We start from the raw sequence: 18,241 nt of genomic DNA, 5'->3' as shown, positions 1-18,241 counted from the left end.
TGATTTACTCGTTGTCGAGGCTTCTGTCAGCGAGGTAATTGTCATAATCTGGTAAGCTACGTGGCATAATGCTTTGCATGTAAGTGCTTGCTAGCAACATATCGGCTGTGGCTTCATTACAAGCCACGGGGATATTCCAGACCGCAGCTAAGCGCAGTAGCGCTTTAACATCGGGATCATGGGGCTGAGATGAAAGCGGATCCCAAAAAAATATGAGCATATGGATGTGATGCTCAGCGATTTTTGCTCCGAGCTGCTGATCGCCACCCATAGGGCCACTTAGCAATTTAGTAACACCTAACCCCGTTTCTTTTTCTATGCGCAGCCCTGTGGTTCCTGTGCCGTACAGATTATGCACTTCGAGTACGCTTTTATGACGCTGACACCAATCTACCAATGCTTGTTTTTTGCCATCGTGAGCCACTAACGCAATGGTTTTAATTGGCGGAAGGGGTTGTTGTTTTTGTTTCACTGCTGGGCCTCGATAAATCGTATTTATCATTTTATAACAGCAGGTTGATAGCCAATGCAATGAAAATCAAACCTGTCAGGCGGTCTATCCAACACTGTGCACTCGGGTGAGTCTTAAAGTACTGGGCAATTTTATCGCCGAAATAAATATAGGTGCAGTCAATAGGCAGCGCCAGTACGGGATAAAGTAGTCCAAAGATAGCCAGTTGAGCAGTGGTTGAAGTGGCCAATGAAGGGTCAACAAACTGCGGAATAAAGGCAATGAAAAACAGAGCCACTTTGGGGTTTAGCACTTCCGTCATCATTGCTTGAAAAAGTGGGCTTTGCTTTTTGACACTGACATGCGGTTTATCCTCTTGCTCTATAGCCGTTGCTTGCCAGCTTTGCCACAGCGTCATGATCCCTAAATAGGCTAAATAACATGCCCCTAAATACTGCACGGCTGTATAGGCTGTCGCTGATGCTTTCAGTAATGCAGATAAGCCAACAACTGCAAAAAGGGTATGAATAACACCACCGAGTGCGAAGCCAATAGCACATTGAATCCCTGCCTGGCGACCGTTGGCAAAGGTTTGCGCCATTAGAAATGCATTAGAGGGGCCGGGGCCCACGGCAATAAGGAAACTGGCACCGAGAAATGAAAGTAATAGTTCAGGGTTGAGCATGATGGTGTGCTTAAAGCTAAAGCGGTAAATCTATCAGCTTAGCTATGAAGAATAAAGCGGGCATGAAGCCCGCTTTGAATGTTTGTCAAAGGCAGTAATTTAGAAATTAACAGTGATGGTTGCTGAGCACACTGTTGAACCTTGCTCACAGACTTGATAACCGAAGCTACCACGTACTTTACCTAGGCTATCGGTGTAGCTGTTGGTGTTTGCGGTGGTCGTGATCAAGTTACCATCACGGTAGATGTCAACATTTGAGGTAGCCGCACCGCTGTAGCTCAAATCAACAAAGGCTGCACCGCGAGATTTATAACCAGAGGCGCTAAGGCTAATGTCGGCCTCAGGCTCACCGCCGGTATCTCCGCCGCCGCTGCCACCACAACCATTCGCTAATAGGTACTGATCAGCGGCGGCCGCTTTGACGATGCCGTAACCGAAGTATACATCTTTACCGGCAGCGCCTTGGTCTTGTGCCGTCGCTTTAAAGGCGTTACGAATTTCTTCACCACTACAGCTGGCATGATTTGACCAAACTAAGGCCGCAAGGCCTGCCACAGCAGGTGTGGCCATGGATGTACCGCTCATGTAACCGTAGTCACTGGCGCTAATATTAATGCTTGCGTTCGTTGCTGCCATCAGCGTGGTGCGCTGTTCTAACGCTGCGCCTACTGCTGGAATAGTGGTGCTGTTAGTATCCCCAAGCGTGCCGTAAAGCATGCCTGATTCATTATTGACAATAATAGCGCCAAGGCCGCCGGAGTTTTCACAGTTAGCGACTTTATCGTGGAACGAGATATTGCCTCTATCGATTAAGCACACTTTACCGGATGCGTTGCTGTCAACTGCTTCAGCGGTGCCCATGAAGTATAAATCGCCACTGGTTGCACCGGTGTTTTCCATTGCTGATACTTCAAACGCGGCGCCATCAGCGGTCGCCGAAGCAAATGCAGCCATCCCTGCAGGGTAAGTTGAGAGCGTATCAACACCGCCTGCGGTAACTTCAACACAGATACGCTCGTCGTCAGTGGCTTTCTTACCACGTCCTGAGGTACAGCTCGGATACTGGGAGAAATCGGCAATGTTATTATCGGCATCATTGGCGCCAATCATCATGACCGAGGTATATCCTGCAGGGTATGAGCGCACGTTATTACCATCGTTACCTGCGGCCGCAACGGATAAGCCACCATTGGCAGCGAAATTAGCAAAGGCATTTTCTTCAGTGCTATTGCTGCCACCACCGCCTAAACTCATGTTAATGATATTGGCACCCGCTTGCGCGCATAAGTTGGCAGCATGCGCCAGATCAGAAGAATAACCCCAGCCGCTTTCATTAAATACTTTAATGATGTGCATATCCACGCCCGGTGCCATGCCTACAACACCTTGGTTATTATCAGCAGCACCAATGGTACCAGCAACATGCGTACCGTGAGGGCCGCCATGCTCAAACCAGTTACCTGTGCCTGAGTCATTGTCGCCCGTAATCGCGCCCCAGTTGAAGTCGGTATTTGAGCTATCTAAACCCGAATCGATAACACAGACCTTCATGCCACTGTTAGCGTTAAAAGTGACTTGATCCGCTTGCGACTGATACACCGCATACGGGGTAAGTTGCTGAGTCATTGGATCGCCAATATCGTCACTGTAAGCAGACATGGGGTAGCGGCGACTATCAGTCTCAATCAACTTGATGTGGGGATTGTTCAACAAACCTTTAACTGTCGATAAGTCCATTCCGGTAAAGGTAGCAGCAAAAAAGCCATTGCCATCAACCTTAACATCACCACCAAGCTTTTTAGCGAGCGCTTTAACGACGCCTTTTTTATCGTTGTCAACTTGGATGATGTAACGGTCGTCAGCCGCAGATACCTGCGTGGCGCCGCCCAAAATAGCAAGCGCAATTGCGCTGCGAATCATTGTTTTTTTCATAGTTTCCTCTATATGTAGCGGTTGGAGGTTGTTAACTATAGATTAACATTCTTTAACAATAGTACGCGCTTTAGGGAAAACAGCAAGGTTTTGGACTCGTTATTAATAACTTTTTTGGAATAATAAAAGGTGGAGAACAGAAGCTTTGTGTATATATAGGAGTCTAAGAGTCTAAAAAATATAAAAATCTAGTGAGAACAGTAACTGTTCTCACTAGAGTACCTGATAAAGGTTGGTTCTTATTTGTGCAACAAACGTCCCCGCTTACTTAATAGCACTAACCAAAATGGCAATAACGCGGCGATGTGCAATGCAATGGCAACGGGGGCTGCTAGTTGTAATTGCTGACTTAAAAGCACGAGTACGCCAGCGCCACTCATTTGCATAACGCCAACAAGTGCCGAAGCAGTACCGGCTTGTTTGGCAAAAGGCGCGAGTGCTGCGCCAGCTGCACTGCCCAAAATCAGTGCATACCCCATTGCACATACAAACATGGGGAACATTAACGCAGCGATAGCGCTAGAGTGTCGCAATAACACTAAGCTTCCGGCACTGACTAATAGCAAAGATAGTCCCCACAGTAAGGCTTTACGGCTAGATCGCTTTATAAATTGAGGAGCGATAAAGCAGGCGAGGACACTCAAGGCACCGTTAACGGTGAACCAAAAGGTGAAGGTGCCAATATCATGGCCTAGGTGCTGCATGATCCACCCTGGGGCTGCGGTCACGAACATCAAGATGGAACTCATAGTGATCATCGCTATGGCCGCATTAAAAGTAAAAATGGGCGAGCGGATAATGGGCATAAAGCGTCGTAAGTCGAGGAGGTGACCTTGATAGTGACTGTCCGCAGGGCGTGTCTCGCGATACAGTACAAGGGTGGCGGTGATACCAATCACAGCCCATAGCGCCATAAATACAAAATTGCTCTGCCAAGAAAACTGTACGGTGAGCCAGGCCCCTAAAATGGGGGCCAGTGCTGGGATAAAACACACAATACCATTTAAATAGGTCAGCATTTGTCCACTACGGGCAGGTCCAAAAACATCGCGCACAATGGCAAAGGCAGCCACAAACGTCGCGCATGCCCCCAAGCCTTGAAATGCTCTTGCGACTAGCAGCCATTCGAAGCTCGGTGCCCAGGCCCCGGCCAGTGCCGATACCCCATATAACACGGCTCCTCCGATGGCGACAGGGCGTCGACCTATCTTGTCGGCAAGCGGGCCAGCAGCTAGCTGACCTAAGCCAACGGTGAGCATAAACACGGCAACGCTTTGTTGTAATTGTGCTTGAGACACAGCCATTTGCTCGGCCATAACCACAAAAGCGGGTAAATAAATATCAATAGCGAGTGGACAAAATACCACTAGCAGCATCAATACGAGCAGCAGGGTTTTACTTTGCTTGGAAGATGAATGACGCACAGACTCAGTAATACTCTAATAATACAAGCCAACATTGTAAGAGTAACACTATTAGATACCAGCATTTTCGTGTTATTTGTTTGTTATGAATTGATTTTCGCGGCGATTCTAGGTTTACTGGTAGGATGAGTTAGATAGAGAACCTTATCATGTCCATGCCTCCTTTACTTAAAACCTATAAAAAACTGACCAACTGGCCATTTGGGCACTGGTTATTCTCCAAAGCCGTATGCTTTAAAGCGCCTTACTTTGGCTCAATAAAGCCTTTTATCACTCTGTTAGAGCCAGGTAAGTGTGTCGCCCAAGTAAAAAACCGCCGTGCTGTGCATAACCATATCGGCACCATTCATGCGATTGCGCAATGTAATGCTGCTGAGCTTGTCGCGGGGGTGATGACCGATGCCACGGTGCCACATAAAACCCACCGCTGGATCCCCAAAGGGATGACGGTGGAGTATCTAAACAAGGTGGACACCGATATGACAGCAACGGCGCACATCCCACTGCCACATCAATGGCAAGATAAGGAGGACTTGCTGGTTCCTGTCGAGGTGACTAATACGCGAGGGGAAATTGTATTCCGCGCGACGATAAACATGTATATCACCGCGCGAAAAGGGTAAAACTACTCGTTGACTTGGCTGTCAGCAACATCATTGTTGCTGACCACGCTAAAGCTGTCTTTTTTGTTTAACTGCTTTATTTGTCCTTCCATGGTCGCACCGGCGGCAATGCTTAGGGTGTCGTGAAAGACATCGCCCTGTACTTGCGCGGAGCTTTCAATCGCCACTTTACTGGCACTAATTGAACCACTTACTCGACCTTTTATAGTCACATCAGTGGCTTCAACACTGCCTTCAACTTGACCTTGGCTGCCAATAATTAAGGTATCAGCTTTAATGTCGCCGTCAATACGGCCATCGAGCTGAACTTCGCCTTGGCTGGAGAGGGTGCCTGTTAAGCGAACATCTGCCGCTATCAATGATGGGGTAGCTGTATTTTTACTCAAAGCGGGCCTACTATTCTGTGTATCTTTGTTCTTTGAAAACATCGGTTAATGCCTTGGTGATTTTTACCGGATTAATATGTTTGTTGTTATGCAGCACTTCATAATGTAAGTGAGTCGCTGTGCTACGACCGGTACTTCCCATAAGCGCGATGACTTGTCCTTTAGTTACGGTGTCACCACGTTTTACTTTAATTTCATTGAGGTGGCCAAAGCGGGTGCTAAAGCCATTTGCATGCTCTATTTCGATGAATCGACCATACCCGCCATTGCGCCCTGCACGAACGACAGTGCCTTCAGCAGGTGCAAAAATCTCGGTATTGCGCCAAGCTGCTAAATCCACGCCTTTGTGCATAGCACGACGGCCATTCATGGGATCTTTACGCAAACCAAAACTGCTGGAGATATAATAGTCGGCAGCGGGAAGTACATGTGGAACTTGCGCGAGCATGGTTTCTAATTGGTTAAGTGTGAGCAGGCGGTCGACTACATCCATTGACGTGTCGGTTTGCTGATCATCAAGGATCAGCTCCAGTGGTCCACCTTGAGCAATGGCTTGTTCACTCTTTTCGAGGAGCTCGTCCATCACCGTTTGTGGTAACCCGGCTCGAGCAATAGCTTCAGACAGTGCCTGTTCGCGCTTGGCAATCACTTGGTCTAGCAGCGTAAAGGTGTTGTCGTGGCCTTGTGTTAGGCGAGCCACACGAGTATCTATATTGCTGTCACTGACATCTATGGCCTCAAAGGGTAAGCCTTGCTCTGGCATTAATGAAGCCGGTAAGGTTGCCAGCACGCTTTGTGTTAGCTGTTGGCGCTGCTCTAAATGCCCCAACTTGACGATTAACTCATCTTGCGCCAACCGTGCTTGTTGCAATTCGTGTTTTAGCTGTTCATTCTCGGCCAGTACATCGCCGCTGGTGTGTTGTAATTGCGTTTGTTGCCAGAAGTTATAGGCACCAAAGCTCGCCAAGGCACCAATGCATGTCAACACCCCAAGGGCAAACATGCACTGTTTGGTCGTGCTCATTTCAACAACTTTGACTTCGCCGTGTTGACGGATCAAGAGCTGCTTAGCTGGGAATAACTTAGTAACTAAGTATGATGGTGTTAACTTCATAGCGACAAATTACTGACAAAAACGCAGCTAAGATATCAAGGTGAGATTAAAAAGCCAGCAAAAAATTGTAACTGAACGGAAAAAAAGTGCGATTTATCGCACCCTGAACAGGGTATAAATCGCACTTTTTTATGGCGTATTGCCATATGAAAGAATGTTATTTAGCAGGGAGCACGGTGCCACGGCATTCGCCAAAACCGATACGAGCATAGCCCTCTTTTTCGCACCAGCCACGCATGATCACGGTATCGCCATCTTCGAGGAATTTCCGTTGTTCGCCATTGCCTAAATCAATGGCCTCTTTGCCGCCGCGTGATAGCTCTAACAGTGAGCCCGCCTCTTCGTGCTCAGGACCAGACTGAGTGCCTGAACCTAGCATATCGCCTGGCTGGAAGTTACAGCCGTTAACGGTGTGGTGGGCGACCATTTGTGCCACGGTCCAGTACGAGTGTTTAAAACTTGACTGTGATAAGCGGTACGGCGCTTTGCCCTCGCTGCGCATTTTTTCGGTTTCAACAGCGACATCCATTTGAATATCAAGCGCACCGAGCTCGCGGTTTTTACTGGATTCAAGGTAATCAAGCGGCTGAGGATCATTTTCGTCACGTGTCCAAGCGAGGCGGTAAGGTGCTAGCGCTTCGTTGGTAACAATCCACGGCGATACGGTAGAAGCAAAGTTTTTCGCTAGGAATGGCCCAAGCGGCTGATATTCCCATGCTTGCAAATCACGTGCAGACCAGTCATTGAAAAGACAAAAACCAAACACATGGTCATCAGCGTCATCCAAGGCAATAGTGTCGCCTAGCTCATTGCCTTTACCAAGATAAATGCCAAGCTCTAATTCATAGTCCAAGCGCTTACAGGGGCCAAACGATGGCGTATCGGCATCAGGTGCCTTGGTTTGACCTTTAGGGCGCGGGAAGCTTTGTCCACTTACGCCAATGCTAGAAGCGCGACCATGATAGCCAATGGGCACCCATTTATAGTTTGGTAGCAAAGGGTTATCCGGACGGAATAAACTGCCTACAGCTGTAGCGTGATAAATCGAGGTATAAAAATCAGTGTAGTCGCCAATGTGACAAGGCAGGTCATACTCGACGTCACTCTGTGCGATTAACGCATCTTGCAGCTGGTTTTGTAACTCGCTATCAGTGCGTAAGGCGCGCGATAAAGCCAGACGTAATGCTGACCAATGTGCTTGGCCCATAGCCATAAATGCGTTTAGATTTTTTCCTGCTGCGGCTTCAACAGCCTGCTGTGCCTGTTCATCAAACAGCTCTAGGCGTGCAACTGTGGCTAGGTCAAGGACTTGATCGCCAATGGCGACACCACCGCGAAAGACTTCGTTGCTGCCTTTGCGACGAAAGGTGGCAAATGGCAAGTTTTGGATAGGGAAATCGGTATTGGCGTTGGCTGAGCTGACCCAACTGGTTAAATTCTTATCGTGCGTTTCATTGAGTTGCATAAGAGATTCCTTTTGCTGATTCTAAATTGGTTATTGAGCCGTTCACACAAAAAACAAGGGCTCGAAACGTGAAAAAGCAGTACCCGCCATAAATGGCGAGCCTGCTTTTAACGCTAGATAAAAAGGGAATTATAGAACGCCACGGCGCTCTTGATCGCGTTCGATAGACTCGAACAGCGCTTGGAAGTTACCTTCACCAAAGCCACCATCATCAACACGCTGGATCATTTCAATGAAGATAGGGCCAAATAAGTTCTTGGTGAAAATTTGTAGTAAGTAGCAGTTTTCTTTTTGGCTATCGACCAAAATTTGATGCTGCTTGATTTTCTCGCGGTCCTCTTTGACCCAAGGCACCCGGTCAAAAATAGTGTCGTAGTAATGCTCGACAATGTCCAAGGTGGCGATATTGCTCTTATCTAGCTTATCCAAAGAGCCGACTAGGTCATCAGTTAAGAAAGCCAAGTGTTGCACGCCCGGACCATTGTACTCGTCTAAGTACTCATCGATTTGGTTGTTGTTGTCATCTTTACCTTCATTGATTGGAATAGAGAAGGTGCCGCAAGGTGACTTCAATGCATATGACAGCAGTGCAGTTTTTTGGCCTTTAATATCGAAATAACGTACTTCGGTAAAACCAAACACATCTTTATAGAAGTTAGCCCATGTTTCCATGGTGCCTTTGTAAACATTGTTGGTTAGGTGGTCGATACGTGTGAAACCTTTGCCTTCAACCACATTCGGTTGCGCTAAATCTTCAAAATCGGTGTCATAAATTGAGCCGTTGTCGCCAAATTTGTCGATAAAGTAAATTAAGCTGTCACCGATGCCGAAAATGGCTGGGTAAGGCATGTCTTTATTAGTCGCATCGGTTGCCGGTTTGGCACCGCGCTCAACCGCCACTTCAAAGGCTTTATTCGCATCTTTTACGCGCCAGCCCATAGAGCAAATGGCAGGGCCATGGCTTTTAGCAAACTCAGCAGAAAAACCACCGCGCTCATTGTTTAAAAGGAAGTGAATGTCGTTTTGGTTGTAATAAACAATGTCTTTACCTTTAAACTTCTTCAACTTTGAGAAGCCAAACTCACTAAAGATAGTGTCCATATAATCCGCATCTGGGGTTGCGTATTCAGTAAACTCGATGCCCATTAGGCCGAGAGGGTTATTTACTTCGCTCATGTTGTTACTCCACTTGCATAGGTAATAGGTGGCTGTGATTGCGGTGAGTCCGCACTAATAATGGTTATAAATTGCAACAGCCAACCTCTGATCATTTGATGGCATCATCGGAGAAAAAGTGCCAAAGAGAAAGCCTAGGCAGGGAATTAACTAGGAGGGGTAATGTAAATATAAGTGGACGTTTTTAGGTAACTGTAAGCTTTTCGTTAAATTTGTTCTCTAAATAGATTCAGCCATCAAAAAAATTGCGTAAAAAAGGCGCCATTAGGCGCCTTAGTGAAGAGGGGATTAACGGTTACTGCTTCTCACCAGTGATTTCCAACTCTTCTTCTAACAGTTGCTTTTTATCATGCTGGCCCTCAGCACCGTGCATCCAGTCAACCAGCTTGTCGGCCATTAGCCACAAGCAAATACCTGCGATAAAGGCCATAATGGCAACGCCGCCAAAGGTGCTAAGTGGTCCACCTTCGCCAACTAGTTTACCGATTTCGGCTGCTACGTAGTTACCCAAGCCCGAGAATAAGAACCACATACCCATTAGTAACGAAGTAAATTTAAGTGGTGCTAGCTTCGAGACCATAGATAAACCGATCGGCGATAAGCACAGCTCACCCATGGTGTGGAAGATATACGCCATCACTAACCAAATTACATGGGCTTTCATATTGGCATCATCGCCAATTTGTAAAGCCGCTCCGACCATAGAAATAAACCCTAGGCCAAGGAAGAACATGCCTAAGGCAAACTTACGTGGTGAATCTGGTTCTTTATCACCCATACGAATCCATAAGCTGGCAAAAATAGGCGCTAAGATAATGATGAAAATAGGGTTAACTGCTTGCAACCAACTGGCCGGCATTTCCCAACCAAAAAACACCAAGTCGGTTTTGTATTTCGCAAAGAGGTTCATTGACCCCGCTGCTTGCTCAAACCCAGCCCAGAAAATGATAGTGAAAAAGCTCATAATGAGGATCACTTTAACGCGGTCGCGCTCTTCACTGGTTAGCGGCTTTTTGTTTGCGCCTTGGTCGTCCTCAGACTGCTTAGCAGATGGCACAGTACCAATACTACCTAAGTATTTTTTGGCTAGTAGTAACTGCAACACCACACCCAGTAGCATACCGACGCCGGCAGTGAGGAAGCCGTATTGATAGTCAAACTTTTCACCGATAGAACCAACGACGAAGTAACCTAAAATAGAGCCTAAGTTGATCCCCATATAGAAGATGGTAAAGGCGCCATCGCGGCGTTTATCACCTTCGCTATATAGGTCTCCCACCATGGTAGAGATATTAGGTTTGAAGAAGCCATTACCTAGAATTAGTAGCGCTAAGCCCAGGTACATCATCTCTTTCTCAAAGCCTGACACCATGGCATGAGGCGTGCCTAAAGCAAATTGGCCGAGGGCCATGGTGAGGCCACCGAAAATGATGGCTTTTCGCTGACCAGATACATTGTCGGCAAACCAGCCACCGAGTACCGGTGTTACATAAACAAGCAGCGCATAGATACCCAAAATGCTGAGTGCATTTGATTGCAGCGCTTTGTGATATTCGTCTTGGGCGTTGGCACTTAAAGGGTCAATGCCAAAGTAAGCCATATCCCAACCCATGGCTGCGGCGGTGGCGATAGTGGAAAGGTAAAGCACGAAGATACCGCGCATACCGTAATAGCTCATGCGCTCCCACATTTCTGTGAAAAATAGCAAAAAGAGCCCTTTAGGGTGACCGAAAAGATCACCTGTTTTAGGTGCTGAACTCATGAAAATTTACTTCCTAAATAAATCAGTATCAAAGGCTGTGAGCCTTGAATACTATTACTGCAATTTACAGTACTGCCGTACTGTCACTTATTTAGGCCTTATTATTATTGTTATGATGTTCAAGTATTACTTCGGCGACGCCAAGTAATGGTGTGCCATAACCTCAACTGGAGTCTGAGGGGGCACATTTTATGTGAACGGGTGGCCCGCTATCACCATGGTAAAAAAGCGAGGTTATGCATAGAATTGCACGCGCTGCGCTGCTTTATCCTGATGACAAGCGCGCGACAGTATACATAGAGCCATGCATCAGGGGAAGTACTGACGCTTAACCGCCAATGAACCCAGAGCTCTACCATGCTGGCTTTTTAGCCTTATATCGTGCAATCCAGACGATAACTTCTTGGCGTGGGGGTATAAAATAGAATCGATTATTTGTTCAATTTTCTTTACGTTTTGCTATCCATCTTAGCCTTTTATAGCGTATGATTGCGCCCAGCATTTGATTGGTAACACGTGATTGAGGGATCCATGCGCCTTGAAATATATTGCCAAGACCGAATCGGTATCGCCCAAGAGATACTGAATATCCTGGTGAGCTACCAAGTTGACCTAAAAGGCATCGAAGTAGATGCTAAGCATTGTCGTATGTATGTCAGCTTCCCCCCCATCGAGTTTGAGCAATTCCAAAAAATTATGCCTTCTATCCGCCTAATTGACGGTGTTGAAGACGTTCGAACAACCGCGTTTATGCCCTCCGAGCGTGAGCATAACGAGCTTAATACCCTACTCAGTGCGCTCCCCGATGGCGTTATTTCCATTGATAACAAAGGTTGGGTGCGGTTGTGTAATGCTGCGGCATGTCGCGACTTACAATTGAGCGAGCAAGACGTGGTTGGCGCCAATATCAATAACCTCCTTAAAGGCTTTAACTTTACCCGTTGGTTAGAGGGGTCTGAGGTATTAGGACAAACCACCCGTGTGGAAGTGGCCGGAGAAGATTTCATTGCCGATATTCTGCCTATCTCTGTGCCTCAAGGTGAAGAGCAAGACGCCTTGGCGGGGGCGGTTATCAATATCAAATCACAAAGTCGTCTAGGTCAACAAGTCAGTGCATTTCGCCGCTATGGCCAAGAAAGTTTCGCCACCATACATAATTATTCAACGGCGATGCGCCGCACTGTACGCGAAGCGCGCAAAATGGCGCAGCTTGATGCGCCGATATTGATCACCGGTGAAACGGGCACAGGTAAAGAGCTTATGGCCAGAGCCTGCCACTATGCCTCTAATCGTTCGGTTAAACCCTTTATTGCGTTGTCATGCGCCTCACTGCCTGATGATGTTGCTGAATCAGAGTTATTTGGTTATGCCGGGTATGAAGACAACGCCGCCCCCAAACGCGGGGTATTAGAGCAAGCCGATGGCGGCACGGTATTTTTAGATGAGGTTGGCGAGATGTCGACCCAGCTGCAGACCAAACTGCTGCGCTTCTTACAGGACGGTACTTTCCGCAAGGTCGGCGATGAGAACGAAGTAAAGGTCAATGTGCGCATTATCGCGGCGACGCAAAAAGATCTTCCAGCCATGGTGCAAGAGGGGGGCTTTCGCGAGGACCTCTATTATCGTATCAATGTACTGACGTTGGAAATATCACCACTGCGTGACAGAAAAGCAGATATTGGGCCCCTGGCTGAGCACTTTGTGCAAAAGTATGCGCAGCAAAACGGCGCGACGGTACCTAGCTTAAGTAAAGAGTGTATTGAGTATTTGGAGCAGTATCCATGGCCGGGCAATGTGCGGCAATTAGAAAATGCCATTTACCGCGCGGTATCTTTGCTCGATGATAGCGAATTGACGGTGGAGCACTTGCAACTTCCGAGCTTCACTAATGATCTTGGTTACTTGGAGTCTGATTTTGAAGGCAGCCTAGATCAGGCAGTAAAACGCTTTGAAGCTACGTTATTGCGTAAACTTTACCCTGCATACCCCAGCTCTAGACAGCTTGCGAAGCGTTTGGGCCTGAGTCACACCGCTGTAGCGAATAAGCTGCGTGAATACGGGATAAACCGAAAAACGGTCAAAGTTTAATAATGGCGCCGTCAGGCGCTATTTTTTTGTGCCCATGTTCTTAGTGACCCCACTGACGGTGATCGACTCAACGCCCTCAGTTGCGAAGTTTACTTTTATAGCGGCATTATTGCTGGTGAAAAAGTAACTGCGATCATCAATATGTAACTCGTAATTGCCTTTAACCTGTTGCTCAAATTGTCCTTTCTCTAGGCGAATTACATGTTCGCCGAGTTGCCAGTAAAAGCTGTCAAACCAGCCAGAGTGGAACTCTTGCAGCCATACTTGGCTGTCATCTTTACTAAGCACTAAGGCCAAAGAGTATGACTCGGGGAGGGTGTCCATATCATAACTTTTGTTGCCGATACGCAACGTACCTTGCTCACTGTCCCATGCGAAACCGAAGGTGAAAGGCGTTTGTTGCCCGGCGCTGTTCGCAGTTGTGCCCTTGCCGACGTAATCAAAATCAGCAAAGCAAGGCATACTCATTGCCAATGTGGCCAGAGCAAATAAAGTTGGTTTCATATTAACCCCTTTGTGAGCGAGAAGTTTTAACCATAAATGACCTAGCGTCGCTGCGCAACTAACGCACTAAGGTGCTCGACGACTCAAGCAATGCTATGATGGTGGTCTTACCTGTTTCTTAACACGCTACCACAAGGAGAGCGCGGTGAACTTATACTTCCGTTTATTATGGCTGTTTTTCAAAATCAAAGGTAATAAAACACAACAGCCGCTGTTGGATACGGTCGATATTGACTTTCGGGCCTGGCCGCTGGATTGCGACATTAATTTACATTTAACGAATTCTCGTTATTTGGCGTTAATGGATATCGCTCGGACATGGATGACTGCGCGTTTGGGACTATTGCGTGCGGTGATGAAGCGCCGTTGGTTCCCTGTGGTTAATGCGACAGCAATCACCTATATTCGCGATGTAAAACCATGGCAAAAATTCACGGTTTCGACCCGATTGGTAGGCTGGGATCATAAGTATTTTTATATCGAGCAAAAATTCACCTCACACCGAGGCCTGCATGCCATTGCTTATGTGCGGGGCGTGTTTCGCTCGCGAAAAGGGGTCGTCGATATCGAAGAGATTTTGGCGCTGGCTGATTTTAATGACGAGGCACCCATTTTGCCGCCGGAAATCATGCACTGGAAAGCCATGTTGGAGCAAAAAAAAGCGACTAACAAGAATTAGCCGCTTTAGTTGCTTACATTAGCAAGTGGTAACCGTGAATCGGTATTAGAAGGTGTAACGCACACCTAGCATCGCCACAACAGGGTCAATTTTGACATCAACGGTCAGCGCTTTCTGGCCGTTTGCATATACACTGGCATCGCTATCAATGTCCATGTAGCTCACCATACCGTGTAAACCCCAGTGCTTGTCGAATGCATAGTTAAAGCCAACTTGAGCGGCCAAACCAACTGAGTCGTCAAGCTTGAGTTCAACATCATCAGTCCCTAACGTGGTTTTTAAGTCTTGGCTTGCTTGCTCATCAAAAAATACCGTGTAGTTTACGCCGGCACCCACAAAGGCACGGAACTTATCACCTGCTTGGCCAAAGTGGTATTGACCTAATAGCGTGGGTGGAAGGTGCTTAATGTTACCAATTTTCGCACCTTCAAGGCCAAGGCGACCATTAACATCATGGCTAAATGGCGTGGCGGCGATAAGTTCAATGGTCCAATTGTCATTGAGTGCATAATCGAACGTGAGACCAAGCTGAGTATCATCGTCGGCGTTAAGCCCTAAGGTTGGGGCTTCGTTAATTTTAGACACTTCACTATCAGGGTTTACGTTGATAGCGCCAACGTTAACACTTAGGTTAGCGTGAGCGTAAGAAGAGGTGCCAAGGAAAAGGCCAATTAGAGCTGCGCTGAGTGTTTTTTTCATCATCATATTCCTGTTCGATACATCGGAAAAGCTTTGCTGTTGGCGCCATTATCACTACTTAAGAAAAATAAAAACTGTTCTAGATCAAGCTTTGCCTCAGGTACGCTACAGAGCGATTAAAAACCTTGATTTAGATTAAACTTTTATCCATTTCATGCACACAAAGGAGAGTTCATAAGCTGACATTAAGATGTCATATGAGCAGGTTGTAATAGCCTTACCAACAGCTGCAACAGGGCAGGCGTTATGCAATTGAACACATCGCAACAACAACGCGTTAATCAAGATAATGTCGTTTCATATTTACAACAGCTTATTCGGTTTCGCTCCATTACCCCTGAGCAAGGCGGGGCTATCAATTGGTTACAACAACAGCTGCAACAGCGCGGCTTTAATTGTCATGTATTCACCTGTCATGGTGTCACGAACCTTGTTGCCGATTGCTACTTTGGTCCAGGCGCCAAGTTTGCCTTTTGTGGCCATATCGATGTTGTACCTGCTGATGCATCGCGGTGGCATGTTGACCCCTTTGCTGCTGAGATAATCAATGGTGAAATTATTGGCCGAGGAGCCGCTGATATGAAAGGCGGCGTCGCAGCAATGTTGGAAGCGACCGATAGGGTGCTCATGCAAAGCCCAACACAGGGGCACTTTTATTGGTTGATCACCTCTGATGAGGAAGGTGAGGCACTTTATGGCAGTGCGGAAATAGCTAACTACCTCGCCGCCCAAGGTAAGCAACTCGATGTCTGCCTAGTGGGTGAGCCCACAGCCGATAAGCGCGTTGGCGATACCATCAAAAATGGCCGCCGTGGTGCGCTTTCAGCACGTATTGAAGTTCTTGGTAAAGCCGGGCATGTGGCTTACCCCGAGCACAGTGTGAATGCCGCACATTTGGCCGCTCAGATGAGCATGGCTTTGCAACAAATAGATTGGCAAAAAGATATTGAAGGGTCGAAAACAACATTACAAATAACTGGCCTCACAGTCCCTAACAGTTTAGATAATTTGGTGCCAGCCAGCTGCTTTATAGAGTTTAATGTGCGTTATAGTCATGGTTATCGTAGTGAAAGCGTTAAACGCTTGATCACCGCTGCCTTGGCGCCTTGGCAGCAACATACGACAATTAGTTGGCAGCGTCCCTGTGAGCCTTATTACACGGCGGGTGGGGGAGCGTACGACCTGCTCGCAGCGTTGGAAGAAGCTATTTACCAAAGCACTCAGAGTTACCCGCAACTGAGTACCAGTGGCGGCACCTCTGATGGGCGCTTTTTTGCCAGTGCTGACACCCAAGTGGTCGAATGCGGTGTACGTAACCACACCATACATCAAGACAATGAGCGTGTGGCTGTGAGTGATTTAGCTAAGATCACCGAAATTTACGAGCGCACATTGGCGCATTTTTTCACTAAATAACTCAAGTGAGTCATGAAAAAGCCGGCATACGCCGGCTTTTTTTGGTTGGGAGTTGGTTAATTCATATTGCAGGTGCGCTTAATGAGGGCTTCGTTGTTAAGGTAACGGCGCGCCTTTTTTTCTTTTAGCTTTGCCATATCTACCAGCACTAGGCCATCAATACAGTTGTTGAAGTCAGGGTCCACACTGAAGCTTAAAAATGAGACGCCCTGAGGCTGGCAGAGTTCAGTGTATTGTTTGAAGAGCGTGGGAACTTGTGCCCCCATATTGGCAAGCACGTGTTTTAACTCTGCAAAGTCAGCTTTTGCATCACTGCCATTAAACAAACGTTGGCACTGCTCTTTTACACATTCGCTGTATTTAAACTCATGTTTAGCCGTTGCTAACGGCTGTTGCTGAGCGTAGTAATGCTGATAATAATAAACTAACAGCTCTTTGGCATTTTGAGGCAGTGCATTGGATAAACTGACTGCCCCAAATAAATAGCGATATTGCGGGTAGCGACTAATAAACGCACCAATACCAAACCATAAGTAATCGAGGCTTTTGCGGCCCCAGTACTTGGGTTGCACAAAGCTTCTGCCAAGTTCGATGCCAGCACCGAAGTAAGGCGCCATATCGTCTTGGTAGTTAAACAAACTGTCCGTGTATAACCCTTGGCGTCCGTGTTTGGCAATAATATCATCGGCACATGCAAGGCGGTAAGCGCCCACGAGCTCTAGCTGTTTAGGATCCCATAGAATGAGGTGGTGGTAGTCCATGTCATATTTATCGATATCACGGCGGCGACCACTGCCTTCGCCGACAGCGCGAAAGGCAATTTCGCGAAGGCGTCCGAGCTCACGAAATAGCGGTGAACTGCCTTGGTAATTATATAAGTAGATTTGCATGCCATCTTGGGTTTCTCCCAGGCGTTCGCATTCACCGAGCGCCCCTACTAAGGCTTGGCGGCACTCGGCGTGGGCAATGGGAGCTTGGGTTTTTAAGAGTTCAGGCTTTTTAGTTCCCAATCTATACAGCTGCTTACGAATAAGCCGGCTGATCTCTTTGTCATTAAGGTTATCAATAAGGTAAGACTTCGGCGGAATGGCAGTGCCTATTTCGAACTCCAGCGACTTTTGCCGTTGCTTAAACATTTCTTGTACCAATAACAAGGTGGCAAGCGGCTTGTAAATCATCGACGTGCCGTAAAACAGCGGACTATTCTTAGCTTTTACTAAAATCGGTAAGATAGCCGCATTGGCCTTTTTGGCTATACGCAGGTAGCCATTGTTCCACTTGCAGTCTTTAACGCCTGTTGGGCGTAGCCGCGACACTTCGCCAGCAGGGAAAATTAACAAGGCTCCTTCAGCTTTAAGGTGCTGATGAATGGCATTGAGTTCTTGCTTGCGGCTGTTGCCAGACATGTTATCAACCGGCAGTAGTAATGAGTGCATTGGCGTTACACTCATCAACAAACGGTTGGCAACAACACGGATATCTGGGCGTACGCGAGCTAGCACGCTTATCAGTGCCAAGCCATCCAATGAGCCAATCGGGTGATTCGCGATAATCACGAGGCGGCCTTCGCTTGGGATATTATCCAACTGTGATGAGCTAAAGCGAGCACTGAAGTCCAGCTCTTCGAGCACTTGCTCGATAAACTCTAATTCTTGTAGGTGAGGATAGGTATCGGCAAAAGCAACAAACTCTTGTTCGTGTAATAAATAGCCCAGCCCTTTCTTTACCAGGCCTTTTACTTTTGGTGAGTTGGCAAGACTCGGTAAGTTATCTTCAACCACTTTATCAATACTGATCATATTACCACCCTTTGGTAATGAGATTAGCCACAGGGTAA

Annotated in this window: 16 protein-coding genes; 4 read left to right on the top strand and 12 right to left on the bottom strand. The window is 47.2% G+C overall.

The features are described from left to right. Positions 1 to 4: 4 nt before the first annotated feature. The 4 genes from PRUTH_RS08360 to PRUTH_RS08345 all read right to left on the bottom strand — a co-directional run bounded on the left by PRUTH_RS08360 (position 5) and on the right by PRUTH_RS08345 (position 4,492). Entirely contained in the window at positions 5 to 472 is a 468-nt protein-coding gene (locus PRUTH_RS08360) for a methylglyoxal synthase (RefSeq protein WP_045978231.1), read from the bottom strand. Between the two features lie 31 nt (positions 473 to 503). Continuing rightward, positions 504 to 1,136 (bottom strand): LysE family translocator, encoded by a 633-nt coding sequence (locus tag PRUTH_RS08355; RefSeq protein ID WP_151173034.1) that lies wholly within the window; start codon positions 1,134 to 1,136, stop codon positions 504 to 506. 99 nt (positions 1,137 to 1,235) lie between these two features. Next, the gene (locus PRUTH_RS08350; RefSeq protein ID WP_238319629.1) at positions 1,236 to 3,056 is read right to left on the bottom strand and encodes a S8 family serine peptidase; all 1,821 of its coding nucleotides are present in this window, start codon (positions 3,054 to 3,056) and stop codon (positions 1,236 to 1,238) included. Positions 3,057 to 3,307: 251 nt separating this feature from the next. After that, positions 3,308 to 4,492: a multidrug effflux MFS transporter gene (locus PRUTH_RS08345; protein WP_151173033.1), complete on the bottom strand. Its 1,185-nt coding sequence runs from the start codon at positions 4,490 to 4,492 to the stop codon at positions 3,308 to 3,310. A gap of 149 nt (positions 4,493 to 4,641) precedes the next feature. Here PRUTH_RS08345 and PRUTH_RS08340 point away from each other — a divergent pair, with 149 nt between their 5' ends. Next, positions 4,642 to 5,115: a hotdog fold domain-containing protein gene (locus tag PRUTH_RS08340; RefSeq protein ID WP_081604426.1), complete on the top strand. Its 474-nt coding sequence runs from the start codon at positions 4,642 to 4,644 to the stop codon at positions 5,113 to 5,115. A 2-nt stretch (positions 5,116 to 5,117) separates the two neighbouring features. On the opposite strand, the gene PRUTH_RS08335 is transcribed toward PRUTH_RS08340, so the two are convergent. From PRUTH_RS08335 to PRUTH_RS08315, 5 genes are all read right to left on the bottom strand, one after another. Then, positions 5,118 to 5,501, bottom strand: a complete 384-nt coding sequence (locus tag PRUTH_RS08335; RefSeq protein ID WP_371741511.1) for a bactofilin family protein — start codon at positions 5,499 to 5,501, stop codon at positions 5,118 to 5,120. A gap of 10 nt (positions 5,502 to 5,511) precedes the next feature. After that, positions 5,512 to 6,615 carry a M23 family metallopeptidase gene (locus tag PRUTH_RS08330; RefSeq protein WP_045978227.1) on the bottom strand — a complete coding sequence of 368 codons (1,104 nt, stop codon included), beginning with the start codon at positions 6,613 to 6,615 and terminating at the stop codon, positions 5,512 to 5,514. Positions 6,616 to 6,772: 157 nt separating this feature from the next. Further along, a complete protein-coding gene (fahA, locus tag PRUTH_RS08325; protein WP_022945289.1) occupies positions 6,773 to 8,080 on the bottom strand; it encodes a fumarylacetoacetase in 1,308 nt (435 codons plus the stop codon). A gap of 129 nt (positions 8,081 to 8,209) precedes the next feature. Beyond that, a complete protein-coding gene (gene hppD / locus PRUTH_RS08320) occupies positions 8,210 to 9,256 on the bottom strand; it encodes a 4-hydroxyphenylpyruvate dioxygenase (RefSeq protein WP_130147455.1) in 1,047 nt (348 codons plus the stop codon). 295 nt (positions 9,257 to 9,551) lie between these two features. Further along, complete coding sequence (locus tag PRUTH_RS08315; protein WP_045978225.1) at positions 9,552 to 11,018, bottom strand: peptide MFS transporter; 1,467 nt, start codon at positions 11,016 to 11,018, stop codon at positions 9,552 to 9,554. A gap of 531 nt (positions 11,019 to 11,549) precedes the next feature. Between PRUTH_RS08315 and tyrR the strand changes: the two genes are divergently transcribed. Further along, positions 11,550 to 13,106, top strand: coding sequence for a transcriptional regulator TyrR (gene tyrR / locus PRUTH_RS08310; protein WP_022945285.1), 1,557 nt, complete (start codon positions 11,550 to 11,552; stop codon positions 13,104 to 13,106). A gap of 18 nt (positions 13,107 to 13,124) precedes the next feature. Here tyrR and PRUTH_RS08305 read toward each other — a convergent pair whose 3' ends face one another. After that, entirely contained in the window at positions 13,125 to 13,610 is a 486-nt protein-coding gene (locus PRUTH_RS08305) for a hypothetical protein (protein ID WP_151173032.1), read from the bottom strand. Positions 13,611 to 13,755: 145 nt separating this feature from the next. Between PRUTH_RS08305 and PRUTH_RS08300 the strand changes: the two genes are divergently transcribed. After that, positions 13,756 to 14,289: a thioesterase family protein gene (locus tag PRUTH_RS08300; protein WP_022945283.1), complete on the top strand. Its 534-nt coding sequence runs from the start codon at positions 13,756 to 13,758 to the stop codon at positions 14,287 to 14,289. 45 nt (positions 14,290 to 14,334) lie between these two features. Here PRUTH_RS08300 and PRUTH_RS08295 read toward each other — a convergent pair whose 3' ends face one another. Continuing rightward, entirely contained in the window at positions 14,335 to 14,988 is a 654-nt protein-coding gene (locus PRUTH_RS08295) for an OmpW/AlkL family protein (RefSeq protein WP_022945282.1), read from the bottom strand. Positions 14,989 to 15,234: 246 nt separating this feature from the next. Here PRUTH_RS08295 and dapE point away from each other — a divergent pair, with 246 nt between their 5' ends. Further along, entirely contained in the window at positions 15,235 to 16,404 is a 1,170-nt protein-coding gene (gene dapE / locus PRUTH_RS08290; protein WP_151173031.1) for a succinyl-diaminopimelate desuccinylase, read from the top strand. Between the two features lie 56 nt (positions 16,405 to 16,460). Here the strand turns inward: dapE and olsF are convergent, their stop codons facing one another. Continuing rightward, complete coding sequence (olsF, locus tag PRUTH_RS08285; protein WP_151173030.1) at positions 16,461 to 18,203, bottom strand: bifunctional ornithine lipid synthase OlsF; 1,743 nt, start codon at positions 18,201 to 18,203, stop codon at positions 16,461 to 16,463. Positions 18,204 to 18,241 lie beyond the last annotated feature (38 nt).

Source organism: Pseudoalteromonas ruthenica, from assembly GCF_008808095.1.
In the GTDB taxonomy this organism is placed as follows: Bacteria; Pseudomonadota; Gammaproteobacteria; order Enterobacterales; family Alteromonadaceae; genus Pseudoalteromonas; species Pseudoalteromonas ruthenica.
The sequence above is the reverse complement of the archived record's forward strand: the minus strand, read 5'-3'. Positions and strand labels throughout refer to the sequence as shown.